This is a genomic window from Chryseobacterium sp. JV558 (assembly GCF_033712365.1).
GTDB lineage: Bacteria > Bacteroidota > Bacteroidia > Flavobacteriales > Weeksellaceae > Chryseobacterium.
Map to the genome: position 1 here is coordinate 813,780 of NZ_WJHU01000002.1, position 12,506 is coordinate 826,285.

The 12,506-nt window shown below is 35.7% G+C and carries 13 protein-coding genes and 1 riboswitch; of the genes, 3 read left to right on the top strand and 10 right to left on the bottom strand.

What is annotated here, in order from left to right:
* Positions 1–14 precede the first annotated feature (14 nt).
* The 3 genes from pafA to GFU89_RS09505 all read left to right on the top strand — a co-directional run bounded on the left by pafA (position 15) and on the right by GFU89_RS09505 (position 4,901).
* Positions 15–1,661, top strand: a complete 1,647-nt coding sequence (gene pafA / locus GFU89_RS09495) for an alkaline phosphatase PafA (RefSeq protein WP_318846900.1) — start codon at positions 15–17, stop codon at positions 1,659–1,661.
* Between the two features lie 128 nt (positions 1,662–1,789).
* Positions 1,790–1,967, top strand: a riboswitch (cobalamin riboswitch).
* A gap of 31 nt (positions 1,968–1,998) precedes the next feature.
* On the top strand, positions 1,999–3,825 hold the full coding sequence (locus tag GFU89_RS09500; RefSeq protein WP_318846901.1) for a TonB-dependent receptor plug domain-containing protein: 1,827 nt from the start codon (positions 1,999–2,001) through the stop codon (positions 3,823–3,825).
* A 20-nt stretch (positions 3,826–3,845) separates the two neighbouring features.
* Positions 3,846–4,901: a YncE family protein gene (locus GFU89_RS09505; protein WP_318846902.1), complete on the top strand. Its 1,056-nt coding sequence runs from the start codon at positions 3,846–3,848 to the stop codon at positions 4,899–4,901.
* A gap of 162 nt (positions 4,902–5,063) precedes the next feature.
* On the opposite strand, the gene GFU89_RS09510 is transcribed toward GFU89_RS09505, so the two are convergent.
* The 10 genes from GFU89_RS09510 to GFU89_RS09555 all read right to left on the bottom strand — a co-directional run bounded on the left by GFU89_RS09510 (position 5,064) and on the right by GFU89_RS09555 (position 12,477).
* On the bottom strand, positions 5,064–6,482 hold the full coding sequence (locus GFU89_RS09510; protein WP_318846903.1) for a CCA tRNA nucleotidyltransferase: 1,419 nt from the start codon (positions 6,480–6,482) through the stop codon (positions 5,064–5,066).
* A 37-nt stretch (positions 6,483–6,519) separates the two neighbouring features.
* Positions 6,520–6,840: a nuclear transport factor 2 family protein gene (locus GFU89_RS09515; protein ID WP_318846904.1), complete on the bottom strand. Its 321-nt coding sequence runs from the start codon at positions 6,838–6,840 to the stop codon at positions 6,520–6,522.
* Positions 6,841–6,972: 132 nt separating this feature from the next.
* Positions 6,973–7,521, bottom strand: coding sequence for an L-threonylcarbamoyladenylate synthase (locus GFU89_RS09520; RefSeq protein ID WP_318846905.1), 549 nt, complete (start codon positions 7,519–7,521; stop codon positions 6,973–6,975).
* A 109-nt stretch (positions 7,522–7,630) separates the two neighbouring features.
* On the bottom strand, positions 7,631–8,227 hold the full coding sequence (locus GFU89_RS09525) for a hypothetical protein (protein WP_318846906.1): 597 nt from the start codon (positions 8,225–8,227) through the stop codon (positions 7,631–7,633).
* Between the two features lie 7 nt (positions 8,228–8,234).
* Positions 8,235–8,681 carry a hypothetical protein gene (locus tag GFU89_RS09530; protein ID WP_318846907.1) on the bottom strand — a complete coding sequence of 149 codons (447 nt, stop codon included), beginning with the start codon at positions 8,679–8,681 and terminating at the stop codon, positions 8,235–8,237.
* Positions 8,672–9,184 carry a DinB family protein gene (locus GFU89_RS09535; RefSeq protein ID WP_318846908.1) on the bottom strand — a complete coding sequence of 171 codons (513 nt, stop codon included), beginning with the start codon at positions 9,182–9,184 and terminating at the stop codon, positions 8,672–8,674. Before GFU89_RS09535 ends, GFU89_RS09530 begins: the two co-directional genes overlap by 10 nt.
* Before the next feature lie 168 nt (positions 9,185–9,352).
* Positions 9,353–9,799, bottom strand: a complete 447-nt coding sequence (locus tag GFU89_RS09540; RefSeq protein ID WP_318846909.1) for a GNAT family N-acetyltransferase — start codon at positions 9,797–9,799, stop codon at positions 9,353–9,355.
* A 69-nt stretch (positions 9,800–9,868) separates the two neighbouring features.
* On the bottom strand, positions 9,869–11,008 hold the full coding sequence (locus GFU89_RS09545; protein WP_142017673.1) for a cystathionine gamma-synthase: 1,140 nt from the start codon (positions 11,006–11,008) through the stop codon (positions 9,869–9,871).
* Positions 11,009–11,137: 129 nt separating this feature from the next.
* Positions 11,138–11,461, bottom strand: coding sequence for a gliding motility protein GldC (gene gldC / locus GFU89_RS09550; protein ID WP_318846910.1), 324 nt, complete (start codon positions 11,459–11,461; stop codon positions 11,138–11,140).
* Between the two features lie 32 nt (positions 11,462–11,493).
* A complete protein-coding gene (locus GFU89_RS09555; RefSeq protein ID WP_318846911.1) occupies positions 11,494–12,477 on the bottom strand; it encodes a gliding motility protein GldB in 984 nt (327 codons plus the stop codon).
* Positions 12,478–12,506: the final 29 nt, after the last annotated feature.

Below are 12,506 nucleotides of genomic sequence, written 5' to 3' on the forward strand. Positions count from 1 at the left end.
AAAAATTTACTTGGATGCTTAGGAACATTTCAATTGCGGCAGCTACTTTTTTGTCCGTAGTTACAATCAATGCACAGAAGAATAAAAATACCCAACTGGAAAGACCAAAACTAGTCGTAGGTTTGGTTGTAGATCAGATGCGTTGGGATTATTTATACCGTTTTTATGGTAAATATGGGAATGACGGTTTCAAAAGACTTTTGAATACAGGATATTCTTTGAATAATGTACACATTCCATACGTTCCTACCATTACCGCGTTGGGACATACATGTATCTATACAGGTTCAGTACCGGCTATTCACGGAATTGCTGGAAATGACTGGACGGATAAGGAAACAGGAAAAGGAGTGTACTGTACAGCTGATGAGAGCGTTCAGCCAGTAGGAACAACCAATGTAAAAACAGGAAGCCACTCTCCAAAAAATCTTTGGTCTACTACGGTAACTGACGAATTGAGATTAGCAACCAACTTTCAGGGGAAAGTAGTGGGAGTTTCTTTGAAAGACCGTGCTTCTATTCTTCCTGCAGGACACAATCCAAACGGAGCGTTCTGGTTTGATGACAGTACAGGAAATTTCATTACCAGTACATGGTATATGAATGATCTTCCTCAATGGGTAAAATCATTCAACTCTCAGAATCTTCCTGAAAAATTAGTAGCCAACGGCTGGAATACTTTACTTCCAATCAATCAATATACGGAAAGTGCACCGGACAATTCTTCTTGGGAAGGACTGCTGGGAAGTGCAAAAACGCCTACTTTCCCTTACAGTAATTTAGCAAAGGATTATCAGACTAAAAAAGATAATATCCGTTATACACCTTTCGGGAATACGCTGACATTGAAGTTGGCAGAAGCTTCTGTAGAAGGTGAAAAACTGGGCGGAGATAATATTACAGACTTCTTGGCCATCAACCTTGCATCTACTGATTATGCAGGTCATAAATTCGGACCCAATTCTATTGAGGTAGAAGATGTGTATATCAGATTAGATCAGGATTTAGCAGAATTCTTCAATTATTTGGATGCTAAAGTAGGAAAAGGAGAATATACAGTTTTTCTTTCTGCTGACCATGGTGGAGCGCATTCTGTAGGATTCCTTAAAGAGCATAAAATCCCGACAGGTTTCTTCGGTGAAGATGCAGAAAAGAATCTGAACCAAAAACTAAAGGATAAATTCGGAGCTGATAAACTGATCAATGCGATTGATAACTATCAGATTTATTTTGACAGAAAAGTATTGGCTGACAGTAAGCTTGAATTGGATGATGTAAGAAACTTCGCAGTAAAAGAACTGGAGAAAGATCCTACAGTTTTATATGCTGTTTCTGTAGACAGAGTTCAGGAAGCAAGTATTCCGGAGCCTATCAAACAAAGAATTATCAACGGAATCAACAGACAGAGAAGTGGAGATATCCAATTAATTTCTCATGATTCTATGCTTCCTCCATATTCTAAAACAGGAACTACTCATAGCGTTTGGAATTCTTATGACTCGCATATTCCATTGATCTTTATGGGTTGGGGAGTTAAACAGGGAGAAAGCAACAAGGCTTATCACATGACCGATATTGCACCTACCGTATCTTCTCTACTGAAAATTCAGTTCCCAAGTGGAAATGTAGGAAATCCAATTACAGAAGTTATTGGTAAATAATTGCATACGATTATTCTATGATACATGGCTGCTTTCAACCGAAAGCAGCTTTTTTTTGTGAGTTATTGCTTCAAATTTTCAACCCGCTACACACTATTCTCACTTTTTGGCAAATACATATAAAAACCTATCTTTGCAAAAATTTTGGTTTCCAGTATTTTGGAATGAAAAGGGAATCGGGTGTAACTCCCGGACTGTCCCCGCAACTGTAAATCGCAATAAAAGTTTCTGCAAACAACCACTGTCTAAAACGGGAAGGAGCAGAATGCGAAAGTCAGGAGACCTGCCGGAATTATAATAAAAAAACATATTGCTTTCGGAGGAAAAGTAAAAAAGTATGGATATAAAAAGATCTTTAGTACTGCTTTTTTCATCTTATGGCTGTTTTCTTTTTGGACAAGAGAAAACCATCGACACTATTTATGTTTTCGATAACCAGATGAATAGGGTGAAACTTTTTCATCCCGTAAAAATAATTTCGGCAGAAGAGGCCGAGAAAAACTCCAGTAATCTTTCAGAACTTCTGAGATTTCAGTCACAGGTATTTATCAAAGAAAATGGCCGTGGGGCTGTTTCTTCGCCATCTTTCCGGGGTACTACTGCGCAGCAGACTGCCTTTGTATGGAATGGGATAAATATCAACTCCAGTTTTTTGGGACAGGGAGATATCAATAATATTGCTTTGTTCGGATATGACCAAATCGGTATAAAAGCCGGCGGAGGAAGCGTAGTCTACGGAAGTGGTGCTATCGGGGGAAGTATTCACCTGAATAACACTCTTGATTTTAATAAAGGCTTTCATGGTTCTGTATTTTCTGAAGTCGCTTCTTTCAATACCTATAATAATTTTGTAAAAGGTTCTTACAGCAATGATAAGTTCAGTTTTAAAGCTTCCGGAAATTATTCTGTAAGCGAAAATAATTATGAGGTAAGTGATCTGAACTATATCAACAGAAACGGGAATTACTACAATACGACATTCAATGCAGGTGCATCTTATAAGATAAATAACGATCATAAAATTTCGTGGCAGAGCCAGTTTTTCGATTCTTCACAACATTATCCTGTATATGAAGAAACGGGAACAAAGACAAAATATAAGACTCAAAGTGTAAGAAGCCTTCTTTCCTGGGACTGGAACAAAGCGAAGTTTAGCAACTCCCTTAGAGCAGCCTATACAGAAGAGAATTTTCAGTATTTTGGTTCTTTAAACCTGCCTAAATCCAGTGGCGGAACAGGGAAAAATTACATCTTTAAAAATGATTTCAATTACTTCCTGAATTCTAAGTGGAATTTTAATATTATCGGAGAATTTCAGATCAATAAAGGGGAAGGATATGCGAGTGGAATATCCAGTGTCAGCAGAAATGTTGGTTCTGTTTCCGGATTGTTGAGATATTTTGCAACAAAAGACCTGCGTTTTGAAGGTGGATTCAAGAAAGATTTTGTGGAAGATGTGAAGTCACCAATTATGTATTCATTCTCCGGAAAATGGAGTGCTGCAAAATGGTATGATGTAAGCGTTAACGTGTCAAAAAACTTCAGATATCCGTCATTTAATGATATTTATTATGAGCCGGGAGGAAATAAAGACCTGAGACCGGAAACCTCTACTCAGGTAGATATGACCAATGAGTTCAAAGTGGGAGATTTCAGACTTGCTTTATCTCCGTATTATATGAACATCACAGATCTTATCGCATGGCTTCCAACGGCTAAAGGATACTGGCAGGCATTCAATGTCAATAAAGTTGAATCTTACGGATTAGAATCTCAGCTGTCTTTTAGTAAACAATTGGGTAATCATAAATTCAGAGCGAATGCAGGATATTATTATGCAAGATCTATAGATAAAGAAACGCAGCTACAGAGACCTTATGTTCCTATGCACAGGGGATCTGCCAATATAGATTATGAATATGGTTTCTTTAAGTTTTTTGCACAGGGATTACTGAATGGTGTTACCTATACCACAAGTGATGAAAATAGATCAGAAGCCATTGATCCTTATTTTCTTTTGAATATGGGAGTTTCTGCAACTTTAGCGAAAAAATATACCTTAGGGTTTAAAGTAAATAATCTAACAAATACCTATTATAAAACGGTTTCTTTTTATCCTTTACCGAAAAGAAACTATAGTGTATACGCAGCAATAAATTTTTAAAAATTAAAATTGAATAAATTATGAAAATAACTAAACTTTTAACTGTACTATTTGCAGTAGTGTTATTATTTAACATGTCTTCATGTACAAGCGATTCCGCTGAGTTTGAAATTTCTCCGATCACTTACCAGAACGGATATTTTATCTCTAATGAAGGTAACTTCAACAGCCAGGGAGCTAAAGTAACCTTCCTGACAAGAGATTTGAGTATGAAACAGGATGACGTATATGGTTATAATAACAATAAAGAAATTCTGGGTGACGTTCTTCAGACGATTGGTCTTAACGGAAATAAGGCTTATCTTGTAATCAATAACTCGAACAAAATTGTTGTAGTAGACCGTTATACATTCAAAAAATTAGCAGTAATTACAGATCAGATTGATAACCCAAGAGGGATTACTTTTGCAAATAACTTTATCTATGTTGCCAACCTGAATTTCTCTACAAATGCAACAAACGTAACGAAATATAAAGCTTCTGACTATTCATTTGTAAGCAAAATCACTATGACAGGCGGGGCTGATAAAACAGTAGAAGCAGGTGGAAATGTTTTTGTACAGAATGCAACATCAGGATTCGGAAATATGATTACTTATATCAATACTTCCAATGACAGTAAGACTGAAATGACAGTTCCAAATGGTAAAATTAACAGTACTATTTCATACAAATCTAATGTTTACACAATTTCTTCAACAGCTGCAGATTCTTATGTCTATAAGATTTCAAGCACTGGAGCAATGACTCCAGTAGTAACACTGACAGGAATTCCAAACGCTACAAACCTTCAGATTGATAACGATAAAATCTACTTCAGCTCTGCAGATAAAGTATATACAACAAGTTTAGCGACCCCTACAGTTCCTACAGCTCCATTGCTAACAGCTGCAGATGGTGGTCCTTATTTTACACTTTATGGATTTAACGTTATTGATGGAAGAATCTTTGCATCAGATGTTAAGCAATTTACAGCAGAAAGCGAAATGGTAATTTATTCAGCAACTACGGGTAATAAAATTAGTTCTCTTAAAACAGGAGGTCTTGGTGCTAACGGTACTTTCCTGAATCCATAAACCTTACAACATATAAAAAAATAATTTTTTATTTTTTCATCATTTGTGTTTTTTTCCGGCCGGTTTCGAAAGAAACCGGCCGGCTTTGTTTTCATAAGTGGAAATAAAAAGCCCGGCGGGATGGAACATCCCGCCGGGCTTTTTATTATTTATCAATTGAACTTATATTGTCAATCCCAGTTTTTCCGCTTCAACAATCACAAATTTTGTGGCTTCTTCCTTTTCATTGGGAATTTCACCTTCAAGAATAGCTTCTTTTACTTTCTCCTTTAAAATACCAATTTCACGTCCTGGCTTAAGATTAAACATTTCCATGATCTCTTCACCGGTAATTGGTGGCTGGAAGTTCCTTACCTGGTCCTTTTCTTCCACTTCTTTGATCTTTACCGCCACATATTCAAAGTTTCTTTTGAACTTCTCCTGCTTCTTAGAGTTTTTAGTGGTGATATCTGCTTTACAAAGGGTAAAAAGATCTTCAAGGTTTTCACCGGCATCAAATAAAAGTCTTCTCAATGCAGCGTCTGAAGCATCATCAGTTATCAGAGCAATAGGTCGCGATGAAAGCTTAACCATTTTCTGAACATATTTCATATCATTTCCTAATGGTAACTTCAATCGCTGGAAAAGTGTCTTGGTCATTTTTGAACCTAAAAATTCATGACCATGAAACGTCCATCCTGTACCTTCTACAAATTTTTTCGTAGGAGCTTTACCAATATCATGAAGCAAAGCAGACCAACGAAGCCAAAGATTATCGGTATTCACAGAAATATTATCTACAACTTCCAGGGTATGGTAAAAATTATCTTTATGAGTTTGTCCTTCTACTTCTTCCACTCCTTTTAGTTCTATCAGTTCGGGAATGATCAGTTTCATAAGACCGGTTTGCTCCATCAATCTCAATCCGATAGATGGCTTTTCAGAAAGCATAATTTTGTTGAATTCTACCATGATTCTTTCCATAGAAACAATCTTGATCCTTTCAGCTTCCTGTTGGATAGCCTGCAGAGAATTCTCCTCAATTTTAAAATTTAAAGTTGAAGCAAAACGCACAGCTCTCATCATTCTCAAAGGATCATCAGAATAGGTCTGAGCCGGTTCTAAAGGAGTTCTTAAAATTCCTTTTTCAAGATCATCAATTCCATTGAAGGGATCAATCAGTTCTCCGAAATTAGCTTTGTTTAAAGAAATAGCCATCGCATTGATGGTGAAATCTCTTCTTTTCTGGTCATCTTCCAGGCTTCCACCTTCTACTTCCGGTTTTCGGCTGTTTTCTGTATAACTTTCTTTTCTTGCTCCCACAAACTCAAGTTCAAGTTCTTTATACTTGATCATGGCAGTACCATATGTTTTGAATACGGAAACCTTTAATTTAGGATCTAGATCCTGAGCTACATTTTGAGCAAGCTCAATACCACTTTGCTCGGTCACAAAGTCTATATCTGTGGAAGCTTTTCTTTTCATCAGAAGGTCACGAACATAACCGCCCACAATATATACGGACTGGTTATTCCTTTCTGCTGCTTCAGAAATTATTTTAAAAAGTTTTAAATTCTTATTTTGATTAAGATTAATTATCATCGTTAATAATAGTGTCAATTTCTACCAATGTTACTCATTAATCGTAATGAGCATACATTCTACTAATTTTTCCGTCTTCATTAAAAAACATGACTTCAACAGCATGTTTATCCATGATCGACTTATAAAATAATGCTGCTGAATCTACTCCTGCCGTGGAACGAATGAGATCAAAATGAAGATCCGGAAACTTATCCAAGGCCTTTCTCCAATATTCACGGACGGCTTCTTTTCCTTTTAAAGAGCTTTCTTTACCGCCTGTAGCCATAGCTATCATGGGTGTGGTGATCTCAATATCATCTGAATAATGGGTGAGGATAGCCTCTAAATCATGAGAATTCCATGCACTAATCCACATTTGAGCAAATTCCTGATGATTCATAGCAAATAATTTATGAGTTGAGTTTGCAAAGATAGAATTAAAAAAAAGAAATCCTGCCGATATGAACTGACAAGACTCTAAAAAAATAAACAGAAAGTTCCCGGATTTCTATTCCCGAAGAACCTTTATTCTATTATCGCTCCATATTTTGATAACGGAAGAACCTGAGTATTTTGAAACTTTTTCTCTGTCTTCTTCCACTGCATAATCTACAAGACTGATCATTTCCTCAGAAATATCAGAAAATTTCAACGGACTTTTCTCACCACTGAAGTTGGCAGAAGTAGACACCAAAGGTTTGTTTAGTTTTGTAATCAGTTTCTTGCAGAAATCATTTTTTACCAATCGGATTCCGATGCTTCCATCCTCAGCAAGAAGTTCTTTGGGCAAGCCTTTTGGGTTTTCATAAACAATGGTCACCGGTTTTTCGCTGAGATCAATAATTTCCCAGGCCATCTCAGGAACATCCACCAGATCCTGAAGTCTTTTTTCAGACTCTACAAGAATGATCATTGATTTATTTTTTTCACGCTTTTTGATGTCAAAAATTTTATTGACAGCTTCTATATTGGTGGCATCACAACCAATTCCCCAGATCGTATCTGTAGGGTAAAGAATTGTTCCTCCGGATTTTAATATTTCGATAATATGTTCCATAATTGTATGTGAATTCAAAGAGTGGATAAAGGTAGAAAATATAAGGATTTTGGGCAAAAAATTAAGATGTAAATGTGATTTATTGGTTTGATTATTACCATAAGACAGATTATAATCCGTGAAAAAATGAATTGAAATAAGTTGTTCGCTTAATTGGTTTAATATATTCTGGGCGTAGTATTTCTTTTAAATCTCTTTTGGTAAGATGCTGTGAAAATAATACGGTGAAATTTGACCTTAATCCTTCTTTAATTACTGTATAAAGAATAGCATTGTCTTTAAAGAAAATAATAGTTGTTTGCTCATAATTACCCGAAAAACTATAAAGATCAGAAGCTTCGTTAAGAAAAATCAGATTGTCAGAGATTTTACTGATTCTATAATTATACTTTTTTCCATATTCAATAATTCTTTTTTTAGCTTCTTGTTTATGGATATCAAATGTAATTTCTTTTAAATGTTTTTCTGTGAATTTGCAGTATAGAACATATACGCTAAATATAAGTGAACATGTAAGGATAAAATATTCTAAACTACTATTGAGGGAAGGTTTTATTTCTCTAAGACAAAGTATCGAAGCACTTGCCAATACTAAGAAACCCAAGTAGATAGAAATAGTATCAAACTTATCATATAAGCTTTCTTCGAAAACTAATTTTTTAGATTGAATACTTTCAGTGATTCTTAAATTTTTTAGAGATCTCATTGGATATTTAAGATAATGTTTGACTGGTATTAAATTTAGATTTTACGGATAAATAAAATGAGCCAACTACTAAAAAAATAATAGAAACTATCCATAAAAAATAACCTGTTTCTAAACTGTATATTTTCCCCATCCTTCCATTTTCAGCGGCTAAGATTTCCTTCCAGTAAAAAAATGAGACAGCAGGTACTATGGCTATTAGACCAAATATAAGTGATAGTAGAGAATACTTTTTATAACAACATATTACTGAAATGAAAAACCAAATATTGGCAGTCCATACCAAAAACTCAAATATTCCACCACCCAAAAAGCTAATGGGACCTATAAGGAATGCTTCAAATGATTTATAATTTTTAATCTCTCCCATGTCTTCAATTGTAAAAGCTGTAAAACAAAGGGAGAGTGTAAAGATCAGCATACTGATTAGTGCTGTACGTTTTCCTACATCCATCCCAACTTCGATAAATATCTTTCTTCAATAATATTCAGGTGATGGTAATTGTGTCCTACAATCAGTTTTCCAATGGTTTCTACAGTTATTTCATGGCCATTAGCTGTACCTGTATTTTGTAAAGCCGAAGGTTGAAGTGTTTCTAATAGAATCTGTGAAGATTTTCTCACCAGTTTATATTCATCCAAAAGAGATTCCAGTGTTCTTTCGTTAGCAAAAGACTGATCGGCATATTCATTTTCATCAAATCCTGGAAGATTGTTTTTTTCTCCTCTGGCGAAAGCTAATATTCTGTATTGGAATACCCTTTCCGTATCAGATAAATGGAGTAGAAGTCCTTTCAAAGTCCATTTTCCTTCAGCATAAGCAAAATTAGACTGTTCTTCGGTAAGATTGGAATAGATTCCTATGGTTTTATCAGCTGATATTTGCAGTTCGTTTAACCAGTCTCCGGATGGAATCTGATCTAGATATCTTTGAATGTATTTTTGAAAATCGGTCATATTATTTTTTTGTTTTTATAAATTGATTTTGAGGTGCGGGACTCGAGATGCGAGTTCCTAGATTCGGGGTTCGTGATTCGAGTTTTTGATATAAATAACAGAGGAGTTTTTGAATATTTTATAAATTATACATTTTACAAAAATTATTTACTACCTATTGCTCATTACTCATGAATTGCTCCACTCGTAAAAATTAGATGAGTCATACAATTCAAATCCGCAGGCCGGATACAGCTGATTCCCGATATCATTGCTTTTCCCTGTTTCTAAAAGGATGCCGCACGCTTTTGATGAACGGCAGAGTTCCTTAGAATCTTCAATTAATTCTTTTGAAAAGCCTTTTCCTCTGTGGTTTTCATTCACGTAGAGATCATTCAGCAGCCAGTAACGCTGCATTCTTGTAGACGAAAATATAGGGTATAATTGTACGAAACCTGTTAGTTTATCATTTTCTTCTGCAACAAAGATTTCTGAATCTTTATTTTCAAGTCTTTCCTGAAGAAAACTTGTCGCGGCAGGAATATCTGAGGTCTTATGATAAAATATTCTGTACTGGTCAAATAGTTCAGCCAGCTGAGGCAAGTCGGAAATGTCTGCTTTTCTTGTGTTTTTCATAGTATTAGATGGTGTTTATAATAAAATGAGAAGGATTGATTAACCCTTCTCATTTTAGTTTATAGTATGTTAAGAAAAAGCTTTCTCAAGATCTGCAATAAGATCTTCTGCATCTTCTATTCCTACGCTTAAACGAACAAGGTCATCAGTGATTCCCAGTTCAGCACGTTTTTCTGCCGGGATTGATGCGTGAGTCATCAGAGCAGGGTGGTTAGCCAAAGATTCTACTCCTCCTAGAGATTCTGCTAAGGTGAATACTCTTACTTTCTCTAAGAATTTAATAGCATCTTCTTTCTTTCCGGATTTAAAAGTGAATGACACCATTCCTCCAGCTTCCTTCATCTGAGATTTTGCCAACTCATACTGAGGATGAGATTCTAATCCAGGATAAATTACTTTATCTACAGCAGGATGATTTTCAAGATATTGTGCTACTGCAAGTCCATTGTCAGAATGTCTCTGCATTCTTAATGCCAGTGTTTTGATCCCTCTCAATACAAGGTAAGAATCATGAGGTCCTAAAATACCACCACTTGCAAACTGAATAAAGTGAAGTTTCTCTCCCAGTTCAGCATCTTTAGCAATAAGTGCTCCTGCAATCACATCAGAGTGCCCTCCTAAATATTTCGTTGCAGAATGCATTACGATATCAGCTCCCAGATCAATAGGTCTCTGGATATAAGGCGTTGCAAAAGTATTGTCTACCGCCACTAAAATATCTTTTCCTTTCGCAATCTCTACAACCGCTTTGATATCTACTAATTTCATCAATGGGTTGGTAGGAGTTTCTACCCAGATCAGTTTCGTTTTATCAGTGATAACATCAGCGATTTTAGAAACATCATCAAAATTAACGAATGTAAACTTCAGTTGATATTTTTCGAAAAGTCTGGTAAACATTCTGTAAGTACCTCCATAAAGATCATCTACAGCAATTACTTCATCACCAGGATTTAATAATTTCAAAACACAGTCAATGGCAGCAAGACCAGAACCGAAAGCTAAACCTCTCGCTCCATTTTCAATACTTGCCAAAGAATCTTCCAATGCCTGTCTTGTAGGGTTGGCAGCTCTTGAATATTCATATCCGGAATGTACTCCAGGGCTTTTCTGTGCAAACGTAGAGGTCAAAAATACAGGAACATTTACAGACCCTGTTGCAGACTCGTGGTGCTGCCCTCCGTGAATTACTTTTGTATTAAAATTCATAATTTTTTGCTTTAGGCTTGAGCATTAAGCAATAGGCTTTTGGAAATATTGCTTAAGCTGATTGTTTTTTATTAAAATTGCTCTATGCTGAATACAAAAAGCTTACCGCTTACTGTATATCATGCATTTTTACTTAATGGCAGATTTTACAGCAAATTCTTCTGCAACCTCTTCCATCCATTGTGCTACATCCTCTTCTCCGGTTGCTCTCTGGTACGTGCTTCCTAAAGATATTAAAATCTGGTGGATAAACATCTTCATCTGGTCTACAGGCATTTCTTTGGTCCAAAGATCAATTCTTAATGCCTCTTTTGTTTTTTCATCCCATACAGAAATCATGGTTGCTTTAGTATCTTGTTTATCAATACCTCCATCCTGAGCGTTCCATGTAATGTTTTCAGGAACATGATTTTCATCAAGCTCTACATCTATCGTAATCTGAGTCTTTCTCATTTTTCTATTTTTTCTAAATTCTAAATTTTCTATTATTTAAGTTTCGGCTTATAACCGGATTGATTAAAAATGGTGGTGGCATCCATTTTCAGGAAAGCGGTAAGTTTTGTCTCAGGCTTTTCCTTAAGGTATGCCTTACAGATTTGCCATCCTGTAAAAATTCCGATTTGTGGTGAAGATTCATTATCGATCTCCGTATAAAATTTCGAGAATGGTCCCGGCGAGATGAAACGCTCTCCCAATCTTGGATCATCACCGAAGATCAGGTTGCTTTCTACAAAATAATTCCAGATATTGGCTTCATTACCCGTTGCCCATTCATACTGTTTTTTAGTATAATTCATTTTCAGATAATCAGGAACATCCGGAAGAAAAGCATCCTGAAGAATCATTACTTTTCCGTTCAGAATGATCTGATCAATGAATTTCTGATGATCAGGAGATTCCGTTACAATATTTTCAGCAAAAAGCTGAGATACTTTAGGAACAATATTCTGTGGGTTCATTGATTTTTGAAAATACAGCTCCAGCCCTTTATAATTAGGATTTCCGTCACCCATAAAACCTGTAATATCTATAAACAGAAGATTTCCTTTCTGATCATAAAATATAGGATCCTGAATCATCTGTAATGCAGATGAGAATAAATATACTTTGGGACTTTTGAACTGTGGGAAATAATACTTGATGTGCGAAAATAAACTCTTTAGCTCCGTTTGTAATGTAGCCTGATTTATTTTTCCGATAGCTTCCTTGTAGATTTTGATCTCTTCAGCATCTGTTCTTCTTTTTCCGAAATCTGCGTCTGAAACACTTCCCTGAAACCATGGGAACTGAGTTTTAAACTGCTCCAGCGGAACATTCGGATTGTAAAATTCTTTGGAAATATCTGTTACATCAATTTTTTCGGCAGTCTCTTTGACTTCTACCTTCCATTGATTTTCAGGTTCTTTTTTGCAGGAAACAAGTCCGGCAGCTAAAATAGAAGAAAGCGCAATATATCTAAAAATCTTCATTATTTTTACATGGAATTTAAGTTTACAAA